Annotated in this window: 18 protein-coding genes; 17 read left to right on the forward strand and 1 reads right to left on the reverse strand. The window is 63.4% G+C overall.

Going from position 1 to position 19990, the window contains the following annotated elements; all coding sequences use genetic code 11:
* Window positions 1–132 precede the first annotated feature (132 nt).
* A complete protein-coding gene (locus C5N93_RS23775; RefSeq protein WP_242561167.1) occupies window positions 133–1107 on the reverse strand; it encodes a sugar-binding transcriptional regulator in 975 nt (324 codons plus the stop codon).
* 185 nt (window positions 1108–1292) lie between these two features.
* Here C5N93_RS23775 and C5N93_RS23780 point away from each other — a divergent pair, with 185 nt between their 5' ends.
* The 17 genes from C5N93_RS23780 to C5N93_RS23860 all read left to right on the forward strand — a co-directional run bounded on the left by C5N93_RS23780 (window position 1293) and on the right by C5N93_RS23860 (window position 19988).
* Complete coding sequence (locus C5N93_RS23780; protein WP_242561168.1) at window positions 1293–2489, forward strand: ABC transporter ATP-binding protein; 1197 nt, start codon at window positions 1293–1295, stop codon at window positions 2487–2489.
* Window positions 2482–3426, forward strand: a complete 945-nt coding sequence (locus C5N93_RS23785) for a sugar ABC transporter permease (RefSeq protein ID WP_242561169.1) — start codon at window positions 2482–2484, stop codon at window positions 3424–3426. The genes C5N93_RS23780 and C5N93_RS23785 overlap by 8 nt, the downstream gene beginning before the upstream one ends.
* Window positions 3423–4274, forward strand: coding sequence for a carbohydrate ABC transporter permease (locus C5N93_RS23790; protein ID WP_242561170.1), 852 nt, complete (start codon window positions 3423–3425; stop codon window positions 4272–4274). The genes C5N93_RS23785 and C5N93_RS23790 overlap by 4 nt, the downstream gene beginning before the upstream one ends.
* Before the next feature lie 112 nt (window positions 4275–4386).
* Window positions 4387–5682 (forward strand): ABC transporter substrate-binding protein, encoded by a 1296-nt coding sequence (locus C5N93_RS23795; RefSeq protein WP_242561171.1) that lies wholly within the window; start codon window positions 4387–4389, stop codon window positions 5680–5682.
* A gap of 5 nt (window positions 5683–5687) precedes the next feature.
* Window positions 5688–6965, forward strand: coding sequence for an alkaline phosphatase family protein (locus C5N93_RS23800; RefSeq protein ID WP_242561172.1), 1278 nt, complete (start codon window positions 5688–5690; stop codon window positions 6963–6965).
* A 244-nt stretch (window positions 6966–7209) separates the two neighbouring features.
* Window positions 7210–7785, forward strand: coding sequence for a DUF4255 domain-containing protein (locus C5N93_RS23805; RefSeq protein ID WP_069342902.1), 576 nt, complete (start codon window positions 7210–7212; stop codon window positions 7783–7785).
* Between the two features lie 15 nt (window positions 7786–7800).
* Window positions 7801–8724 carry a hypothetical protein gene (locus C5N93_RS23810; RefSeq protein ID WP_242561173.1) on the forward strand — a complete coding sequence of 308 codons (924 nt, stop codon included), beginning with the start codon at window positions 7801–7803 and terminating at the stop codon, window positions 8722–8724.
* Window positions 8725–8746: 22 nt separating this feature from the next.
* Window positions 8747–10489: a phage tail sheath C-terminal domain-containing protein gene (locus C5N93_RS23815; RefSeq protein ID WP_242561174.1), complete on the forward strand. Its 1743-nt coding sequence runs from the start codon at window positions 8747–8749 to the stop codon at window positions 10487–10489.
* Window positions 10490–10613: 124 nt separating this feature from the next.
* Window positions 10614–11072 carry a phage tail protein gene (locus C5N93_RS23820; protein ID WP_039398341.1) on the forward strand — a complete coding sequence of 153 codons (459 nt, stop codon included), beginning with the start codon at window positions 10614–10616 and terminating at the stop codon, window positions 11070–11072.
* A 127-nt stretch (window positions 11073–11199) separates the two neighbouring features.
* Window positions 11200–11664, forward strand: a complete 465-nt coding sequence (locus C5N93_RS23825; protein WP_150720218.1) for a phage tail protein — start codon at window positions 11200–11202, stop codon at window positions 11662–11664.
* A 61-nt stretch (window positions 11665–11725) separates the two neighbouring features.
* Window positions 11726–11920, forward strand: coding sequence for a DUF5908 family protein (locus C5N93_RS23830; protein WP_242561175.1), 195 nt, complete (start codon window positions 11726–11728; stop codon window positions 11918–11920).
* A 3-nt stretch (window positions 11921–11923) separates the two neighbouring features.
* The gene (locus C5N93_RS23835; protein ID WP_150720216.1) at window positions 11924–12607 is read left to right on the forward strand and encodes a peptidoglycan-binding protein; all 684 of its coding nucleotides are present in this window, start codon (window positions 11924–11926) and stop codon (window positions 12605–12607) included.
* A 28-nt stretch (window positions 12608–12635) separates the two neighbouring features.
* Window positions 12636–14426: a type VI secretion system tip protein VgrG gene (gene vgrG / locus C5N93_RS23840; RefSeq protein ID WP_242561176.1), complete on the forward strand. Its 1791-nt coding sequence runs from the start codon at window positions 12636–12638 to the stop codon at window positions 14424–14426.
* Window positions 14427–14488: 62 nt separating this feature from the next.
* Window positions 14489–14785: a PAAR domain-containing protein gene (locus C5N93_RS23845; RefSeq protein WP_240493581.1), complete on the forward strand. Its 297-nt coding sequence runs from the start codon at window positions 14489–14491 to the stop codon at window positions 14783–14785.
* 27 nt (window positions 14786–14812) lie between these two features.
* Window positions 14813–15262 carry a GPW/gp25 family protein gene (locus C5N93_RS23850; RefSeq protein ID WP_150720214.1) on the forward strand — a complete coding sequence of 150 codons (450 nt, stop codon included), beginning with the start codon at window positions 14813–14815 and terminating at the stop codon, window positions 15260–15262.
* Window positions 15263–15271: 9 nt separating this feature from the next.
* Window positions 15272–19192, forward strand: coding sequence for a hypothetical protein (locus tag C5N93_RS23855; RefSeq protein WP_242561177.1), 3921 nt, complete (start codon window positions 15272–15274; stop codon window positions 19190–19192).
* The gene (locus C5N93_RS23860; RefSeq protein WP_242561178.1) at window positions 19164–19988 is read left to right on the forward strand and encodes a hypothetical protein; all 825 of its coding nucleotides are present in this window, start codon (window positions 19164–19166) and stop codon (window positions 19986–19988) included. The genes C5N93_RS23855 and C5N93_RS23860 overlap by 29 nt, the downstream gene beginning before the upstream one ends.
* The last annotated feature ends 2 nt before the right edge of the window (window positions 19989–19990 follow it).

A 19990-nucleotide genomic window follows, 5' to 3' on the forward strand; every position in this document is an offset into this window, starting at 1 on the left:
AGGTCTTGCAAGCGTCATGCAACGTCTTGCAAAAGACCTCGAGCGTATCGACGTCGGCAACAACACACTTTCGACAGATTGCCGAACGATGTCGAATGCCGGCCAAATGCTGTGCGCAGCCCTATCCGGGCATCAAAGCAGTGCGGCCGCCGTCGCTTCGTCGGTGATGAGCGTGCGCACGAGGCCCGCACGGATGGCGGATTCGATGACCGGGACCTTCTGCATGCCGCCGGCGGCGAGAATCAGTTCGGGGATCGCACGCAGGTCGGCGAGCGTCGGGTTGATCGTGCGCTCGACCAGCGGGTGCGCAACCGCGTTCCCACCGGCGTCGAGGTAATGGCCGCAGATATCGCCTGTCGCACCCGCGTCACGCAACGATTGCCATATCTCCCGCGAGATCACTTCGTACTCCAGTAACTTGGAGCCTTCCGACAGATCCGTGGCGCTCAGCAGCGCCATATCGACGTGACGTGCCATCTCGAGCACGCTGCGCACCGGCTCACTGGCGACGAGGGCTTCGCGCAATTCGACGGTCTCCGCGAACATCGGCGCGGTCATGTAGTAGCAGGTCGCGTCGAGCGTGCGGGCAAAGATGGCGGCGTTGTCGTAGGGATTGATGCGCGTGCTGCGCGCCAGTCCACCGCACATCAGCACAACGGTGTTGTTGCGGTCCTGACGATGCAGGATGTTTTGCGCCGCCGCGTTGATGGTGCCGCCCCACGTGATGCCAAGCGATGCGCCGTCGGCGAGATGTTCCGAGAGATATTGACCGGCCGCCGCACCGATGACGACGCGCACATCGACGTCGTTGTCAGGCGTGGGCACCACGATGGCGTTGCGCAAACCGTGCGGGCCATGCGTGGCGACGAGGCCGACTTCCAGTTCCACGTAGGCGCTCACGGGACTGTTGATAGTCGTCTGCACGAAGCCGCTCGCGCGGGCATCGTTGAGCACGCGGTTCACGCGCTTACGGGTGATCCCCATGCGCTGCGCGATGGCCTCCTGCGTCTGCCCCTCCTTGAAGTAGGCCCAACAGATACGCGCCATCAACTGCGCTTCAGCCGGAGGCATGTCTTGGTGCTGGGCAGCCTGGTTCTGCAATTTCATCTGGATTCCTGGGGTCGGTTCGGAGGCCGTCGCGCCTGACGGCGGCCACGCGAAAGGTATCACTATCTCGCCCAAAAGCACAAATGGGTCATCGCCGTCACAAAAGCGTCAAATCCCAAATGTACTATCGGTGACTCAAATGAGTCAGAGGTAGTCATGAGCATGCAGATGGCAGGGGAATCGAGATGGCCGGCGTAGTCCTGGAAAACGTTTGCCGCAGGTTTGGCGCGCACGCGGCCATCGAAAACATCGACCTGACAGTCGGCGAAGGGGAGTTCGTTGCGCTGGTCGGTCCGAGCGGCTGCGGGAAGTCGACGTTGCTGCGCATGATCGCCGGACTCGATTGGCCGGACGAAGGGGCGATCCGCATCGGCGGACGTGAGGTCACCGGCGTGGCTGCCGCCGAGCGCAATGTCGCGATGGTGTTTCAGAACTATGCGCTGTATCCGCACTTGAGCGTGCGTCAGAACATTGCCACACCGCTCACGATGCGTCAGTTGACGGCCTGGGAGCGCCTGCCGTTGCTGTGGCGCGGATCGGCGGCGAGTCGCGCACGTCGCTCGCAGATCGATGCCGAGGTGCACGAGGTCGCGCAGGCGCTGGGGCTCGGTCACGTGCTCGATCTCAAGCCGGGCGCGTTGTCGGGCGGACAGCGGCAGCGCGTGGCGCTGGGTCGCGCCATCGTGCGCCAGCCCGCCGCATTTCTTTACGACGAACCGCTGTCCAATCTCGATGCCGAGTTGCGCACCAGCATGCGCACGGAAATCGCCGATCTGCATCGCCGCATCGGCGTGGCATCGGTGTACGTGACACACGATCAGGTCGAAGCGATGACGATGGCGGACCGCATCGCCGTGATGCGCGCCGGGCGCATCCTCCAGTTCGACAGCCCGGCGCAGTTGTACGCCCAGCCGTCCTGCATCGAAGTGGCGCGCACCATCGGCACGCCGTGCATCGGATTGCTGCCGGCGAAGGTGCTTGCCGGTGGCGGCGGGCTGTCCATCGGCCTGCATTCGGTGTTGCCGTTGCGCGTCGGGCAGAGCGCTGGCGCCGATGTCACGGTCGGCTTTCGCGCCGAACACTTGCAGTTGGCCACTACGGACGCAGCAGGCACGCTTCCCGCTCGCGTGCTGAACGTCGAATATCTCGGCGCGGATGTGCTGGTACACGTCGCCGTGGCCGCCGGTCAACCCGGCCATAGTGAAGCCCGCCTGGTCGTTCGCGTCGCCGGCATCGATTGCCGGGGACGCACGCCGGTGAAGGGCGAGTGGCTGGGGGTGAGCGCCGATTTCGATCGGGTACTGGTGTTCGATGCCGATGGACAACGCATCGATGCCATGCCGCACGACACGGCATTGCGACAGCAGGTGGCGCATGGCTGAGCTGACCCAGCAGATGACCCAGCAGACGCCCGATCAGACGACGCGTCGCATACGTCGCCCGGATGCCGCTCCGGCAATGGGACGCATTGTCGTCGGGTTTGCCGGGCCTGCCGCGCTCGTCGGCCTGATCACACTCGTGTTGCCGCTGATCGCCGTCGTCGCACTCGCGTTCACCGACTACCGGCTCGGGGCGAAGACCCTGTCATTCATCGGTCTCGATAACTTCGCCGATCTCGCGGGCGACGACGTGTTCCGCAAGTCGTTCGCACACACGCTGATGTACTCGGCCATCGTCGTGCCGGTCTCGACGGTCGCCGGTCTCGGCCTCGCGTTGCTGATCAATGCGCAGTCGAGCTGGCGTTCGTTCTACCGTACGCTGCATTTCCTGCCGGTCATGGCCGCGACGATTGCGATCGCGATCGTCTGGGAATTCATGCTCCACCCGAGCTTCGGCCTGGTGAATCTGCTGCTCGCAAAAGTCGGCATCGTCGGGCCTCGCTGGCTCGAAGATCCGGCGACTGCGCTGCTGTCGCTCGCGATCATCGGTGTCTGGCAGATGACCGGCTTCAATATGGTGCTGTTCCTCACCGGCCTCACGGGTATCTCGCCGCAGTATCACGAAGCGGCGTCGATCGATGGCGCGGGTCGGGCCTGGGATCGCTTCTGGCTTGTGACATGGCCGATGCTGCGGCCGATCACGGCGTTCGTGCTCGTCATCTCGGTCATCCGGTCGTTCCAGCTATTCGAAACCGTCTACGTGATCACCGGCGGCGGCCCCCAGAAGTCGACAGAAGTCTTGCTCTTCACCATGTTCAGCGAAGCGTTCGTGTTCTTCCGTGCCGGTCGTGGTGCGGCCGTCGCTGTGGTATTTCTCGCGCTCGTCGGCGTGCTGACGTGGCTCAAATTCCGCTTCGTGAACCGGCGAGGTGCCGCATGAGCCGCATTGCGCCCATGAATCGGCAAGGCCGCGCGATGCGGGTCGTGCGTCACGCGGTGCTCTGGGTGACGGGGCTGATCTCGCTCGCACCGTTCGTCTGGATGCTCCTGACGGCATGCAAGCCGGCGAACGAGGTGTTCGGTCGCGAGTTGCACATCCTGCCGGCGCATTACGCCTGCGCCGAGAACTTCGCCACGGTCTTCTCGATGGTGCCGATGCTGCGTTATCTGGCGAATGGCGCGTTCGTGGTCGTGGTGATTCTCGCGCTGCAACTGCTGTTGGCATTGCCGTGCGCCTATGTGCTGGCCAAGATCCCGCATCGCGGGCGCGGCGTGCTGTTCGGCGCCGTGGTGTTTTGTCTGATGCTGCCGACGCAGGTCGTGGCGATCCCGCAGTTCCTGCTGGCGCAACAGCTCGGACTCGTCGACAGCATCTGGGCGGTGGCGCTGCCTCATGCGTTCTCCGCCTTCGGCATCTATCTGCTTCGACAGTACTTCCAGACGATTCCTGACGAGTTGCTCGACGCCGCACGTCTCGATGGCTTCAGCGAGTTCGCCATCGTGTTCCGGCTCATGTTGCCGGTGGCGCTGCCCGCCGTGATCGCCTTCGGCATCTTCTCGGTGACGGCGCACTGGAACGAGTTCTTCTGGCCGCAGATCGTGTTGTCTTCGCCGGAGAAATTGCTCCCGCCGCTGGGTATCGCGTTCTTCCGCAACGAAGAGGCGGGCACCGATTACGGCGCGCTGATGGCAGCGGCGTCCATAGTCATCGCGCCGCTGGTGATTGCGTTCCTGCTGGCCCAGCGCCGTTTCATCGAAGGCATTGCGCTCTCTGGACTGAAAGGCTGACGGCAGCATTGCGACAGTCGCATCCCCACAACCGCTCCCCCAACCACCCCCACAACCGAATGACCCACGGGACGATCCCACGACTCGTCCTCTTTCCGATTGGAGTATCGACGTGAACGCACGCAGAACCTGGATCAAACAACTCTCCGGACTGGCTGTCATGGCCGCCGTGTCGGCCGGCGGCTTCGGTGTCGCCACACCCGCTTTCGCAGCACAGACGGAATTGACCGTCCTTTACGCCTTCCCGGACCTGTTCCGCCCGGCGATGGAGGAACTGGCCAAACGCTTCATGGCGGCAAACCCGGACATCAAGATCGTCTACCGTGCGCCCGCTGCCGAATACGAGCAGGCCATCCAGACGGTATTGCGCGAGTCCGTCGCCGGCACCCAACCCGACGTCACGATGCAGGGCCTGAGCAGCATCCGGGCGACGGCTGACGCCGGCGTCGCCGTGGAACTCGACGCGATGATCGCCGCCGACAAGTCACTCGACGCGCAGGGCATCACGTCGTCGATGCTGGACGCAGGCAAGATCAAGGGGCACAGCTACGCCATGCCGTTCGCAATCTCGCTGCCGGTGCTGTATTACAACGGCGAGCTCGTCAAACGGGCGGGCGGCGATCCGGCCAATCTGCCGAAGACCTGGGATGAAGTGATTGCGTTGTCGCGCAAGATCAATGCACTGGGTTCAGGCAATAGCGGCCTGTTCTACGCGTGGGACGAGACGGGCAACTGGATGTGGCAGGCGCTGGTCTTCAGTCGGGGCGGCACGATGCTCGACGCGGCTGAGCGTCGCGTCGCCTTCGGCGGCCCCGAAGGCCAGTGGGCGATCAACCAGTTGGCCCGCTTCGTCAAGGAGGGCGGGATGCCCTATCTGAATCACATCAGTGCGCGTCAGCAATTCGCGGCAGGTGCGCTCGGCATTTTCGCCACATCGTCGTCGCAGTTGAATGCGATTCAGAAGCTGGCGGCCGGTCGCTTCCCGGTCGTGGTCGGCACGTATCCCGACCTGAAGCCAGGCGTGTCGAAGCTGCCGTCCGGCGGCAACGGTCTTGTCATCACGACACGCGATCCGGCCAAACAACAGGCCGCATGGCGCTTCATCCGCTTTGCTGCGCAGCCGGAGCAAGCCGCCGATGTGGCGCGGCGCACGGGCTACTTCCCGCCGAACCGGAAAGCGGGCGACTTGCTGACCGATTTCTACAAGGCGAACCCCAACTATGCGGTCGCCGTGAGCGAGCAACCGTATGCGTCTGGCTGGTATGCGTTCCCGGGCAAGAACGGCTTGAAGACCATCGATGTCATCAAGGACAAACTCGAATCGGTCGCGAGCGGCAAGCGTGCAGGCGAGCCGGAGAAGGTGCTGTCCGAAATGGCGGCTGACGTGGGGGCGTTGTTGCCGCAATGAGTGTGATGTCCTCGCAGAAGCAAAACCCGATGGTCGTGCTGGTCTGTTGCGACGCGCTGAATCGGGACTGGATCGACCCGGTGCGCACCCCGGTCCTGAGCCGCCTTGCGGCGCGGGGCCGGTGGTTCGCGCAGCATGAGGCGGTGTTCCCGTCGGTGACGCGGGTCTCGGCGGCGTCGATTGCCACGGGATGTGTGCCGTCTCGACATGGTTTACACGGCAACCGCATGGGACTGTTCGAGCACGGCAAGGTGCGGGTGTACGACGTGGGGCATCCCGACTTCCGGCACCATATGCGCCGGGCCACCGGCCGCACGCTCAAGGTGCCGACGCTTGCCGAACGCGTGGCCGGCATGCGTGGCTTCGTCGCCATGTCGAATGTTTCGCCCGGCGCTGCGTACTTTCTCGATCCGGATCACTTCGGCACGGTATATCACCGCGCGGGATCGTTTCTGCCCGGCGGTGATCCGGTGCCGGAGGCCGACGCGCTGAGCATCGGGCAGGATTTCGACGGTGACCGCCAGATGACGGCGCGCTTCTGCGAGGAAGTCCTGCGCGCGCGCAAACCCTCGGTCGCGGTACTGTGGCTCGCGCATCCCGACGCAACGCTGCACGGCGCCCCCCTGGGCTCGCCCGCGCACCTCGCGTCGTTGCGTCATGCGGACGCCTGCGTGAGCGAGGTCGTCACGACGGTCGATGCGCTTCGGGACGCGGGCGATGACGTGCTGCTGATCGTCGGCTCGGATCACGGGCAAGAGACGATCGGCGACAGCGTCGACATCGAAGCGTGGCTGGGGGCGCAAGGGCTGGCGGCGTTCGTCGAGCGTGGCGATATCGCGGTCGCGGCGCAGGGCACCTCAGCCCTGATCTATGCGACAGAGACGGGGCGTCCGGCGTTTCTGGGGATACTCGACCGGTTGCGCGAACAGCCATGGGTGGGGACGGTCGAGACTGGAGACCTGTTGGCGCTTCGAGGCGTATCGAAGGAGGAGGGCGTCATCGCGGCCATCGATATGGGATATCTGGCGGGCGGAAACGATTTCGGCGTGCGAGGCAAACGCTGGGCGGCGGCGGAGCCCGGCAAGGTCAAGACACCCGGTTTCGGCGAGCATGGCGGCTGGGGGCCGGACGAGACTCGCCCGTTCCTGATCGTCGAGTGCGGCGGTGATGCTGCGCTCGTCACGCGTCCGACGAGCCTCATCGACATCGCACCTACGGTGCTGGACTTCCTCGGCGTGCCTGCGCCGGACATGCAAGGGCAGTCCGTCCTGAAATTTCAGTAGATTTCCAAAAGTCTTTCACGTTTTTGCACAAGCGCGCTATTCACAACGCGCTTGTGCTACAGTTCCGCAGCAAAAAATCAAAAGCAGATTGACCGGGCGGAAGCATAACGCTCAGGAATCCAGATCGTCGCGTTTCGTCATGCGAGACGGTGTAGGAAAATTTGCGACAAGCCAGTTCCAGTAGTCGAAAGTGTCGTACCGAATCAGATTTTGCAACCGCATTGCGAAAGGGTATCGGGGAACCATGATTAACGCTGCTGTGGGCCACCTTGCGGGGCGGCTCAACGAACATCTGAAGCAGGCCTACACACTGACCGACGACATCGTGACGATGTCCGGTCTGGTGGACCTCAACGGGCAGGCTGTCGCGAATACGAACAACCGTCTGGTTGTCATCCTCACACACATCGAGCGCGATACCGGGCCGGTGCGCAAGGGCATTCCCGGCGACGCGGGCGCTTCGCATCTGTCGGTCGGCGTGGCGCCGCTCTATCTGAATCTCTACGTGATGGTCGCCGCGAATTTCACCGGCGGCAATTACGAAGACGCCCTGAAGCTTATCTCCGGCGCCATCGCCTTCTTCCAGCGCAATCCAGTGTTCGACCGTCGCTCGTCGCCGTCGCTCGATCCGCGCATCGACCGGCTCGTGCTGGAAATCGAGAACCTCAATATCCGGGAGCTCAGCAACCTCTGGACGATGCTCGGCGGTAAATACCTGCCGTCCGTGTTGTACAAGGTGCGGCTGATGGCGCCCGACACCGACGACATCACCGGTACCGTGCCGACCGTGCGCGCGCCGGTGCCTGTACTTAACCACTGAGCGGAACCACGGGGCATGGTTACGTCTGCTTGCGCGCCAGGAGTGCCGGGCTACACGCGGCTATTCACTGTCGACGTCACTCACGCGTACTGGCCTTCGCCGGGTCAGTGGCTTCGTCACGTGGCCACGCCCGCGACCGCCGACTGGGTGCGGCGGCGTGATTTGCTGGTGCGCCCGCACCGGCAGGGCGTGGCCGTGTTCTGCGCGTCGGATCGTCGTGCGGTGCTGCTCGACGGGCTTCGCGCCGGCGACGCCGTCGCCACCTTCAAGTGGTACGCGCAAGACACCGATTTCTCCCTTTACACGCAGCCGGCCATGCCCGGCAGGTCGTCGGTCTATGTCGTGCAGAGTCGGTCCAGCGTTCCGGTGGACGGACAGACGTCGTCGCGTCGCCTGCATGCCGAGGCGTGCATCGAAGCGACCGATGCCGTTGCCGTGGACACGCCGGCGCTCGCTGCGCATCTCGAACGCGCCGATCGTGTGAATCCGCCTTTGCTGGTCGCGCAGATCGATCTGTCGGATCACGTCGCCCTCGACGACAGCGACGGGCAGCGGGGCATCGATTACGTCGTCAATTTCGCCGCGCGCACGAGTTGCTGGCGCTACTACTACGTGTGCGCGCAGGACAGCGGTGCGCTAAGCGTCGTTGATCTCGACGAGACGGTGAGTTTCGTCACCACCGGCAGCGAGGACCGCTCGGGCGGGCGTCGTGCGGTGATCTTCGAGAGTGAGCAAGAGATTGCAATGCAGCAGCAATACCCGCAGCGCTTTCAGTTGCGGGAACGGGGCCGGTCGGGTGAACGCGTGTTGATCCGGAGACTGCCCAATGCCGACATCGGCAGCCTGACGCAGAAGACGCCGAAGGTGCAGAAACCGCAGGAAGCTGAACAATCGGCGCAAAGCCGGGCAGTACTGGTATCCGAGATCTACATCAATTGACATCGATGACCGAGGTGAACTCATGGCGCAATACAAAACACCAGGTGTATACGTAGTCGAACAAAACGCGTTTCCCAATTCCGTGGTCGAAGTCGCCACGGCAGTGCCAGCGTTCATCGGCTACACGCAGTTCGCCGATAACAAGGGTACGCCGCTGGGCGGCACGCCCTGGCGTATCAGTTCGATGGCCGAGTTCGTCATGTACTTCGGCGGGCCGCCGCCGACGACGTATTCGCTCGACGCCATCACGACCGATAAATCGGCCGACAAAGCGGCTGACAAGCCCGCCGCCGATGCCGCGGCCGACGGCGCGGGCGATCCGCCCAAGCGTCCTGTCGTCACCGATCTCTTCATCGGGGCCGTGGGCGCGCGCAAGCCGTTCAAGTTCACCCCGCAGACGAAGGAATACCTGCTGTACTACAGCATGCTGTTCTTCTTCCAGAATGGCGGCGGGCCGTGCTACATCGTATCGGTCGGCACCTATGCGGACGGCGACATCGATTCGGGCAAGCTGATCGACGGCATCGATAGCCTTGTCAAAGAGCAGGAGCCGACGATGGTGCTCGTGCCCGACGCGGTACGGCTCGCCCGGCAGGATTGCGCAAAGGTACAGACGCACGCGCTTCAGCACTGCGGCTATACGATGCGCAACCGCTTCGCGATTCTCGACCTGTTCGACGGCATGTGGGATCGCCAGGCGCCCGGCGGCGATTGCATCACGAATTTCCGCGACGACGTGGGGTCGTCGTTCCTCGACTTCGGCGCGGCGTATTACCCGTGGGTCAACACGTCGATCGTGACGGACAAGGACCTCGACTTCACGAAGATTTCCAACCCCGCGCAACTCCAGACGTTGATCACCACGGAACTCGGCGCCGTGATCAATCCGCCTGACAGCGCGTCGCCCGCCGACAAGGCGAAGGCGAAACAGGTCAAGGATGTGATTGCCAAGCTGACGGGCGGCGCACCTGCCGCGACGGCTGACGGCGCTGCCGCAGCGCCTGCCGCTCCGGCCGCCGACGGCGGCGCGGATGCCGCAAAGGCTGCCGATGCGGGTGCCGCGCCCGCAGCCGACGCCAAGCCCGCCGCGCCGATGTCGAAAGACGACATTGCCACGCTGCACAAGACGTTGAGCGTCATCAGCAACGTCTACGTGCAAGTGCTTCAGGCGCTTCAGAAGAAGGTCAACCTGATGCCGCCGGCCGCTGGTATGGCAGGGCTCTACACGCTGGTCGACAACACGCGCGGCGTGTGGAAGGCCCCGGCGAACATCAGCCTGAACGGTGTGGTCTCGCCGAGCGTGAACATCTCCAACGCGGATCAGGAAGACCTGAACGTGCCGACCACGGGCAAGTCCGTCAATGCGATTCGCAGTTTCATCGGCGAGGGCGTGATGGTGTGGGGCGCGCGCACGCTCGACGGCAACAGCCTCGACTGGCGCTACCTGAGCGTGCGCCGCACGATGATCATGATCGAAGAATCGCTGCGTCTGGCGTGCAAGGCCTATGTGTTCGAGCCGAACACGGCCAATACGTGGGTGACGATCAAGAGCATGGTGCGCAACTTCCTCACCAGCGTGTGGAAGCGCGGCGGACTGGCCGGCGCGAGCCCGGACGATGCCTTCCAGGTTTTCGTTGGGCTCGGTGAGACGATGACCGGTGACGACATTCTCGAAGGCATGCTCAAGGTGACGGTGCTGGTGGCGGTGAGCCGTCCGGCCGAGTTCATCGAACTCACGTTCCAGCAACAGATGCAGAAATCCTGAGACCGCTAGGTCACGATCCGTTTGACCGGTCGAGTCACGCGTGCGCGACGTAAATTGCGAATAGCGCAAGTGGCGCCAGTACCGACCGGCATTTTCCGCATGCAACCCATAGACGAGGTGTGTGATGGCAGACGATGGTTCGAAACAATCCACCACGGTTTGGCCCCTTCCCAAGTTCTACTTTCAGGTGAAGTGGGACTCGCAGGTCATGTCGTTTCAGGAAGTGAGCGGGCTGGACGTCCAGTCCGAGGAAATCAAGTACCGGCATGGCGACAGCCCGGAGTTCTCCGTCATCAAGATGCCGGGCATGAAGAAGTACGGCAACGTCACCATGAAGAAGGGCGTGTTCAAGTCGGATAACAAGTTCTGGGACTGGTTCAACCAGATCAAGATGAACACGATCAAGCGGGTGCCGGTCACGATCAGCCTGCTCGACGAGGCCGGCAAGCCGACGATGGTCTGGACGCTCGCCAACGCCTGGCCGACGAAGATCACCGGTACCGACCTGAAGTCCGAAGGCAACGAAGTCGCCATAGAGACCATCGAGATCGTGCACGAAGGTCTGACGATCGCCAACAGCTGAGTCGTCTCGTTCGCCGCACTGGTGCGCCCGCTGCGCGGGCCGCCAGCGTCGGCTTGCGGTTCGCCTTGCTGGTGGCTTCTGCTTACCGAGCTTATCGAGTTTCCCACGCGCTCCCCGTTTGCCCGACATGCCGTCATCGCCTTTCGATCCCTATCCGCCGTCGGCTTTCCATTTTCGTGTGATGTTTTCGTCCACGGCGGGCGCTGTCGACGCGTCGTTTCAGGAGGTCTCCGGTATCACGACGGAGATCGATACCGAGTCGGTGCCCGAGGGCGGCGAGAACCGCTTCGTCCACACGCTTCCCAAGGGTGTGAAGCATCCGCATCTGGAGCTAAAGCGCGGGATTGCGGGCATGACATCGCCGTTGGTGATGTGGTGCCGTTCCGTGTTCGAAGGCGAGTTCATCGTGCCGATCCGGCCGCAAACGCTGATGGTGCAGTTGCTCGACGAGCTGCACCTGCCGATCCGGATCTGGACCTTCGCGAACGCTTATCCGGTGAAGTGGGAAATCGAGAGCTTCGGTTCGACGAAAAACGAAGTCGCCATCGAGAAGATCGTGCTGAGCTACACGTTTTCGTCGCGCATGATGTAGCGCGACGTCAGTACCCGTTACGAGACTTTTCGAGACATACAAAGAATCGGGGGATTCACCGGTGCCTATCGAAATCGGTCATCTGAGCATCAAATCGACGGTGGTGCAGCGCGCGGCACAGAGCGCCGGACAGCCGGCACTGGTCGAGGATCTGCCTGTCGCCGCGCCCGCGTTTGACGATCAGGCGCGTGCGGAACTGCTGGCGGAATGCCGGGCGCTGGTGCGCGAGATGCTCGAACGCGCCCGGGAGCGTTAAGTCATGGCGACCAGTCTCACGCGGCGCAAGTTCAGTATCGCCCCGTGCACCGTTTCCAGCGGGCAGATCTCCGTGGACGGCAGCCGCACGCCGTTCGAAGCGCTGATCAATCCGATCGGTTACAAGCGCAAGCTGAGCATCGAATACAACAAGAAGCAGACGCTGGGGCAGCCCAGCGCGATACCGCGTTTCAGCGCGGTGCGGCCCGAGACCATCACCATCGACAACCTGGTGCTCGACGGCACCGGTGTCGTCGACGGTACCGGCTCGCGCAGCGTGAAAGACATGATCGACGCCATGCTGGCGGTGATCTACAAGTACGACGGCAAGAAGCATGAACCCAACTATGTGCGCTTGTTGTGGGGAACGTTCATCTTCTTCGGCCGGGTCGAATCGATCGGACTCGATTACACGATGTTCAAGCCGACCGGCGAGCCGTTGCGCGCGCGGGTCACGCTGGGCATCGTCGGTTGGGTCAGTGCGACGGAAAGCTCGTTGCGGGCCAATCTCAGTTCGCCGGACCTGAGCCATCTCGTGGAGGTAACGGCAGGCGACACGCTGCCGCTGCTGTGCAATCGCATCTACAACGATCCGTCGTATTACCGCGAGGTCGCTCGCATCAACAACCTGACCGGCTTTCGCAAGCTGGAGCCGGGCATGATGCTGCGCTTCCCGCCGCTCGTCTGATTATTTTTCCGATTTCCTGCCTGTCCCTATGGCCGATTCTCCCGCCCTGAATACCAGCGCTGTCCTGAAGCTCACGATCACGAGCGGGGGCAGCGCCATTGCCGACACGATTCGCGTGATCTCGGTCGACATCGAGCGCGCGGTCGGCCGCATTTGTCAGGCGCGCATCGAAATCCTCGACGGCGACATGCCCGATAACGACTTCCCGGTGAGCGATCTGGAGACATTCGCACCGGGGACGGCCATTGTCATCAGTGCGGGATACGGCGCGAACGCCACACAGATATTCGACGGCGTGGTGATCCGTCACAGCATCCGCATCACGGGAAACAACGAGGCGCGTCTGGTGATCGAGTGCCGTCACAAGGCGGTGAAGATGACGATTGGCTGCAACAACGCCAACTACATCGACAGCAAGGACAGCGACATCATCAGTCAGTTGATCGAGAAGGTCGGCGCTGACGCAGAGGTGAGCGCAACGACCACCCAGCACAAGGAGATCGTGCAGTTCTACAGCACCGATTGGGACTTCGTGCTGCTGCGCGCCGAAGCCAATGGGGCATTGGTGATTGCAGACGACAACGGCAAGGTGACCGTCAAAGCGCCGCAGACATCCGCCGCCGCCGTGCTCAAGGTGACTTACGGCATCGATCTGATGTCGTTCTCCGCGGACATCGATGCGCGCACCCAGTTGCAGAGCGTGGTGGCGGCCGCCTGGGATCCGAGCACCCAGGCGATGGTGCAGCAGACGTCGCCGTCGACCTCGCTGTATGCGCAGGGCAATCTGAGCGCATCAACGCTGGCCGCCGTGGCAAGCCCATCGACCTTTCGCCTGCAATCGACGGTCCCCGTGCCTTCGGACGACCTCAAGTCATGGAGCGATGCCACGCAAATGCGCGCCGCGCTTGCGCGAATTCGCGGACGCATGTCGTTTCAGGGCAGCGCGGCGGCCAAACCCGGCACGATGATCGAACTCGTGGGCGTGGGAAAGCGCTTCAGCGGCAGCGTGTTTGTCAGCGGCGTGCAGCATCGCATTGCCGACGGCAACTGGATCACCGAAGTGGATTTCGGCATGTCGCCGGAACCGTTCGCCGAACGGCGAGGCTCGGGCGACGTGATGGCGTCGGGCTTGCTGCCGGGCGTTGGCGGCTTGCAGATCGGGAAGGTCATGAAGCTCGACGCCGACCCCGAGAGTCAATACCGGATTCAGGTGGCCGTGCAGGTGCTTCAGGCGGAGACCGTCGGTGTCTGGGCGCGGCTGGCCAGCTTCTACGGATCGTCGGGCGTCGGGGCATTCTTCATTCCGGAGATCGGCGACGAAGTGATCCTCGGCTATCTCAACGGCGATCCGTCTTACCCGGTGGTCCTCGGCAGCGTCTACAGCAGTCAGCGCAAGATGCCGTATGAGCTGACGGCCGAAAACTATACGAAGGCGTTGTGGACGAAAGGGCTGCTCAAGGTCATTTTCGACGACGACAAGAAGGTGATCACGCTCATCACGCCGCAGAACAACACCATCCAGATGAGCGACGACGCCAAGTCGATCTGTCTGACGGATCAGAACGACAACAAGATCCAGATGACACCCAGCGGTATCACGCTCGACAGCCCGAAGGACATCGTCATCAACGCCCAGGGGAAGGTGAGCATCAGCGCCGTGGCGAATATCGAGCATTCGGCGCAGGCCGACATCACCAGCGAAGCACTCAACATCAGCAGTACCGCGAAGGTCGGCTTCACTGCCAAGGGCTCGGCCACGGCCGAACTCTCGGCCAGCGGACAGACGACCGTCAAGGGCGCGCTGGTGATGATCAACTGAAGACGCCGGCGCGTCAGACACGTAAATAAGACGATTCAGCCCCAGGAGACCACGAGATGCCGATGGCTGCCCGACTCACCGACATGCACACCTGTCCGATGCAGACGCCCGCCGTGCCGGCCCCGATTCCGCACGTCGGCGGCCCGATCATCGGCCCGTGTGTGCCGACCGTACTCGTGGGCAAGCTGCCTGCGGCCGTGGTGACGGACAACTGCATTTGCGTCGGCCCGCCGGACAGCATCGTCATGGGCTCGACGACCGTGATGATCGGCGGCAAACCGGCCGCCCGCGTCGGCGATACGTGCGCGCATGGCGGCGCCATCGTCATGGGTTGCCCGACGGTAATGATCGGTGGGTGAATCGGTGACTGAACCGGGAGAGCGCACATGAGCGCAGACAAATCGTTTCTCGGCACCGGCTGGGCGTTTCCGCCGCGCTTCGGCGACAGCGCCGCGAACGGCCGCACGCAGATGGTCGAAGCCGAGACCGATATTCGGGAGAGCCTCGGCATCATTCTGTCGACCGTGCCCGGCGAGCGGATCATGCAACCGACGTTCGGCTGCGGCATCAAGGCCTATGTCTTCGAGGAAATCAGCGAAAGCGTGATGACCGAGATGCGCGACGCCATCGACCGGGCGATCCTGTTCTTCGAGCCGCGCGTGACGGTCGAGCGTATCGAGATCGATGCGTCGAGTGCAATCGACGGGCGTGTGGACGTGCTGATCGACTACACCGTGCGCGGTACGAACACTCGCACCAACATGGTCTATCCGTTCTACTTCCTCGAAGGCACGAACGTGCCGGCGGCGCAGATCGAGTCGCCGACTCAGGGATAGCGGCCGCCGATGCACAACCTCATCATTCGGGACGGAACCAGTCAGGCGATGCGGGCGCTGCCTCCATTGCAGGACGGGTATTTCCGTCTCGACGAGATGACGTTTCACGAACTGCTCGACATCGTCGTCGAATTCGCATCGCTGGTGCGTTTCCATAACGGCAACGACGAGCCGCAAGGGGATTGGTCGCCGTTCTTCCGGGCGGACGAAACGGTGGTCATGAGCCGCATTCTCGCCTTCGACCTCACGCGCGAGACGGAGCGCTTCGCCCAATGGTGGCGCGATACGCCGGAGTATGACGGCGTGGGTGGCGCGAGCGGCGAGGGGACCGGCTTGCGGTCGATGTTGCGGGCGTCTCCCGTTCCCGAACTGATCGTCACGCTCAACGACTGGTTCGAAGCGCTTTCGCAGGCGCAAAGCGATAACGGCCTCGGGCTGCGCACGGTGCTGCGCGCGGTCATCATGCAACTGAGCCGACGTCAGTCGGGCGTGCTCGGCGCGCTGAGCTCGGCGCACCTGCAAACGCCGCTCGATCCGGTATGGACGGAAGCGCAGACATCGGTCGTCGCGTACGCCGTCGAGGGTGACGCACACGCGCCGACGTCATCGGCCGAGTCGATGGCAACGCCGGCCGCATCGACATTGACGAAGGCGGACGTGCGCGCCGATTTCCACGCCTACATGAAGGCCATCGAAATGGTCCGCAAAGAGGCGTTGTCGCGATTGCCCGCGTCGTTACACAGCGGCAATCACGACCCGGCCGTGGGCATGCTGATCGCTTTTGTGAGGCAGTTCGAGAAGCTTCAGAGCAAGCTCAACGGCTACACCCAGAAGTTCATCGACTTCTATTACGAGCGCATGCTCGGCAGCACGCCGCGCGGTGTCGTGCCCGATCACACGTGGCTGGTGCTGCGCCGCAACCCGGACGCGCGTGACGTGCTGGTGCCCGCCGGCACGGCATTTCCGGCCGGGATCGACGCCCACGGTCGCGACATCCTTTATCTGTCCGAAGACGCGCTGCGCGTGAGCGGCGCGCGCGTGAGCCGGGTGCAGACCCTCTTCCTCGATCACAACGGCTACAGCATGCCGGAGAACCTGCTGCCGGAAGATCCGGGGGCGGGTGCCAATGGACGGAAATGGCCGACGGCCGCGTGGTTCGACGAAGTGCCCTGCGCGCCGCCCGGTACCGAACACTCACAGGCGTGGCCGATTCTCGGTGCGCCCAAGCCCGGCGCCGGTATTCGTCCCCATGGACAGGCGCGCATCGGATTCGCACTGGCCAGCAAGGTCCTGCTGCTCAAGGAGGGTGAGCGGATCGTGACGCTGACGATCACGTTCGCCGACGACAAACTCGTCACGCAACTCGGACAAGTGGCTGATGCGGTGTTCGGCAAGAGCGATGAGATCGATGAGGTTGATGAGACCGGGGAGCGGTCGGGCGAGGCATCCGAAGCGATGCATCTGCGACGCCAGGACCTTTACCTCAAGATCCTTCGCAGTCTGTTCTCCGTCGCGCTCACGGGGGAGACGGGCTGGATCGACATCGCAGGCTACGTGCCGAGACTCGAAGACCGCGAATTGCGATTGAGCTTCGTGCTTCCCCCGCAATCGCCATCGGTCGTGCGTTACTCGCCCGGGTTGCACGGCGAGCAGTTCGACGTCGAAACGCCGCTCCTCAGATGCCTCATCAACCCCGGCGCGTATCTGTTCCCGTACGGCTTGTTGCGCAATCTGCCCGTGACGGGGGCACGTATCGACGTCGAGGCCCGCGGCTGCCGCGATCTGGTCCTGTACAACAACATCGGCCAATTGAGTGCCGCGACGCCGTTCGCCCCGTTCGGACCGCTGCCGCGTCTTGGCAGCTATCTGGTGGCTGGGAGTACGGAGATGGCCGTCAAGCGCATCACGCGCTTTCGTCTGCGTATCGAGTGGGCGGACTTGCCACGCGTAACGGGCGGGTTCGGTACGTGGTACGACGGTTATGACGTACGGCTGACTAACGAAGACTATCTGGCGTCTGTCGAAGTGCTCGCGAAAGGCGGGTGGCTGCCGGCGGGCGAGGCCGCACGTCCCGTGGTGCCGCTCTTTCACACGCGCGTGACACCGGGCAAGGGCGAACGGATCGACAACACCATCGTCTGGGATGCCGGTCACCTTGCGTCGCTATTCGAACCCGATGCCGGTGTGAGCCCCGCGCACCCGCTGACCTGGGGGCCGGGCGCGAAGAACGGTTTCTTCAAGTTCACCTTTGCGGCACCGGCGTTTGCCTTCGGTCACGAAGCGTATCCGCAGACGTTGTCCACGACCATGCTCGCGAATTCACGCAAGCGCATGTGGCGCAGGGCGCGTCCGATGCCGCGTGCGCCGTACACCCCGATCGTCAACACGATTTCGTTCGACTACGCCGCGACGGGCGCCATCAGCGTGGACCGCATCGCCAATCGCGATGAAGACGGGCGTTTCCTCCATCTGTTCCCGGCGGGCTGGGAATCGCTGGACATGACGAGTTACCCCGCGCCGGAGTTGCTGCCGCGCTTCGAGGACGCCGGGAATCTCTATGTCGGTATCGACGCCAGCGCACTGGGCGAACCCGGTGAGACGCTGACGCTGCTGTTCCAGTTGCGCGCAGACTCCCGGCCCGTCGCCGCACCGGACGCGCACGAGGTTGACGCGACTGAGGCCACTGACGCCACAGATCCTCGGCGTCCGGCCGGTCTGCACTGGAGCTATCTCTCGGGCAATGTGTGGAAGCCGTTGTCACGGCGGGACATTCTGACCGACGGCACACACCAGTTGATGACGTCCGGCATCGTCACCCTGCGGGTGCCTGCCGACATCGGCAAGCGCAACACGGTCATGCCGGACGGGCTTTACTGGTTGCGCGTGAGCGCCGATCGCGACATGGAGAAGTATTGCAGCCTGTACGCCGTGCATGCGCAGGCGGTACAGGTACGCCGGGGGCCGGACGTGCCGCAGGAAGTACCGATGGTACTGCCCGCCGGGACGATTACGCGCAGCCGACGGCCGTTGCCCGGGATCGTCTCGCTCGTGCAGCCGCTGCCATCGTGCGGCGGGCGTCCGCAAGAGACACGCGAGCAGATGCGTACGCGCGTGAGCGAGCGCCTTCGTCACAAGCAACGGGCCGTGACACCGGCAGACTTCGAGTCGCTGATTCTGGAAGCGTTTCCTGAAGTCTACAAAGTGAAGTGCTTCGCCAACCTGTCCACGAAGCAGGGGCCGCATGATTGCGTGCGCCCCGGTCAGGCGCTCATCGTGCCCCTGCCATACTGGCCCGCCGTGAAGGACGTCGAGCAGATGCCGATGCTCGACGGCAACGTGATCCGGCAGATCGCCGAGTTCGCCAACGCCTTGTCGTCGCCGTGGGCGGACGTCTCGGTCGAGAACCCCGTCTATGAGCGTATTCAGGTGCGATGCAAGGTGCGCTTCACCGACCGGGCGGGTAACGGCTTTTATCTGGCACAGCTCAATGCCGCGATTTCACGCTACCTCACGCCGTGGCAGGACGACGTGGGTTATCGCACGCATTTCGGATGGTGTATTCGCCAGCACGACATCGAGGCCTACATCGGGTCGTTGCCGTATGTGCAGTACGTCTCCGGATTCTCGATGCTTCGGATCGCGACGGTGGCGAGCGGCGCCGAGGCTGCCGAGTTGGCCGCGACCGACATGCAGACGTTCACGCTGTCCGACACCGCACGCCGGACCGGCGACGCAACGGGGCCGCAGACCGACATTGTCCCGCTGTACCCGTGGAGCATCGCCATTCCCGTAGCGCATCACGCCATCGACGCGGTGGACGACGACAAGGATTACGAGGGCGTGCCGACCACGCTGAGCCAACTCGAAATCGGCACCACCTTCATCATTTCGGATGACGACCATGAATGGAAAACCGATCGCCCGGCGTAACCGGGACACCCTGCGACGCAAGTTCGGCAATGGCGAAATGCCGTCGGCGACGGCGTTCTCCGAGCTGATCGACTCCATGCTGAACATCGTGGACGAAGGCTTCGACAAGACGCCTGTCGATGGCCTCAAGGTGTCGCAGCTCAATCAGGGCAAGCTGCTGAGCTTCTACCAGAACATCGATCTGAAAAGCCCCATCTGGACGATTCAGCTCGACGGCGAAGCCGGGGGGCTGGCGTTCGGTAACGGCGACAACCCCACGGCACTGACACTGCGTCAGCTAGGTAAAGCTGACGTCACGGCCACGGTAGCCGCAGACAAGGCCGCGCCATCCGTCGGATTCGAACTCGACGTGGCCGGCCGTGTCGTTGCCGACGGGCGACGCGGACGTCCCGGTGCACGCGCGGTGCAGGCGGACGGGAAATGGCACGACATTACGGACCCGCTCACCGGTTGTCAGGCCTTCGAGATCACGGCTGGCGTGGGCAAGCGGGGCAGCGGGAAATTCGCGGTGATGCACGCCTACGCTGTCATGGCCTACAACGGCAAGGGGGACATCGATTATCGTCAGTCCCATTTCGGCAGCAAGTGCAACCGTCTCCAGCTCCAGTGGGCAGACGCACCGGATGGCGCCAGGCATAGCTACGTGCTGCAAATGCGCGTGGGGTGTCCGTACGACTCGGCGCGCGACGCTGCCGGTGCGCCCAAGACCTGGGTGACGTACTACCTGACCACGCTCTGGTTCGATCCGGAGATGACCGGTAGCGCGACGGACCCCGAACCCAAGGGGGCGCAATGACC

This window comes from Pandoraea sp. LA3 (genome assembly GCF_022696215.1).
Classification (GTDB): Bacteria; Pseudomonadota; Gammaproteobacteria; order Burkholderiales; family Burkholderiaceae; genus Pandoraea; species Pandoraea capi.

Excerpts from the sequence above, each read along its gene's own strand:
- C5N93_RS23845 (WP_240493581.1), top strand. The coding sequence starts at position 14,489 with ATGGCTGCCCGACTCACCGACATGCACACCTGTCCGATGCAGACGCCC.
- C5N93_RS23810 (WP_242561173.1), top strand. The coding sequence starts at position 7,801 with ATGGTTACGTCTGCTTGCGCGCCAGGAGTGCCGGGCTACACGCGGCTA.
- C5N93_RS23835 (WP_150720216.1), top strand. The coding sequence starts at position 11,924 with ATGGCGACCAGTCTCACGCGGCGCAAGTTCAGTATCGCCCCGTGCACC.
- C5N93_RS23780 (WP_242561168.1), top strand. The coding sequence starts at position 1,293 with ATGGCCGGCGTAGTCCTGGAAAACGTTTGCCGCAGGTTTGGCGCGCAC.
- C5N93_RS23800 (WP_242561172.1), top strand. The coding sequence starts at position 5,688 with ATGTCCTCGCAGAAGCAAAACCCGATGGTCGTGCTGGTCTGTTGCGAC.
- C5N93_RS23850 (WP_150720214.1), top strand. The coding sequence starts at position 14,813 with ATGAGCGCAGACAAATCGTTTCTCGGCACCGGCTGGGCGTTTCCGCCG.
- C5N93_RS23820 (WP_039398341.1), top strand. The coding sequence starts at position 10,614 with ATGGCAGACGATGGTTCGAAACAATCCACCACGGTTTGGCCCCTTCCC.
- C5N93_RS23790 (WP_242561170.1), top strand. The coding sequence starts at position 3,423 with ATGAGCCGCATTGCGCCCATGAATCGGCAAGGCCGCGCGATGCGGGTC.
- C5N93_RS23860 (WP_242561178.1), top strand. The coding sequence starts at position 19,164 with ATGAATGGAAAACCGATCGCCCGGCGTAACCGGGACACCCTGCGACGC.
- C5N93_RS23775 (WP_242561167.1), bottom strand. The coding sequence starts at position 1,107 with ATGAAATTGCAGAACCAGGCTGCCCAGCACCAAGACATGCCTCCGGCT.
- vgrG (WP_242561176.1), top strand. The coding sequence starts at position 12,636 with ATGGCCGATTCTCCCGCCCTGAATACCAGCGCTGTCCTGAAGCTCACG.
- C5N93_RS23805 (WP_069342902.1), top strand. The coding sequence starts at position 7,210 with ATGATTAACGCTGCTGTGGGCCACCTTGCGGGGCGGCTCAACGAACAT.
- C5N93_RS23855 (WP_242561177.1), top strand. The coding sequence starts at position 15,272 with ATGCACAACCTCATCATTCGGGACGGAACCAGTCAGGCGATGCGGGCG.
- C5N93_RS23785 (WP_242561169.1), top strand. The coding sequence starts at position 2,482 with ATGGCTGAGCTGACCCAGCAGATGACCCAGCAGACGCCCGATCAGACG.
- C5N93_RS23825 (WP_150720218.1), top strand. The coding sequence starts at position 11,200 with ATGCCGTCATCGCCTTTCGATCCCTATCCGCCGTCGGCTTTCCATTTT.
- C5N93_RS23815 (WP_242561174.1), top strand. The coding sequence starts at position 8,747 with ATGGCGCAATACAAAACACCAGGTGTATACGTAGTCGAACAAAACGCG.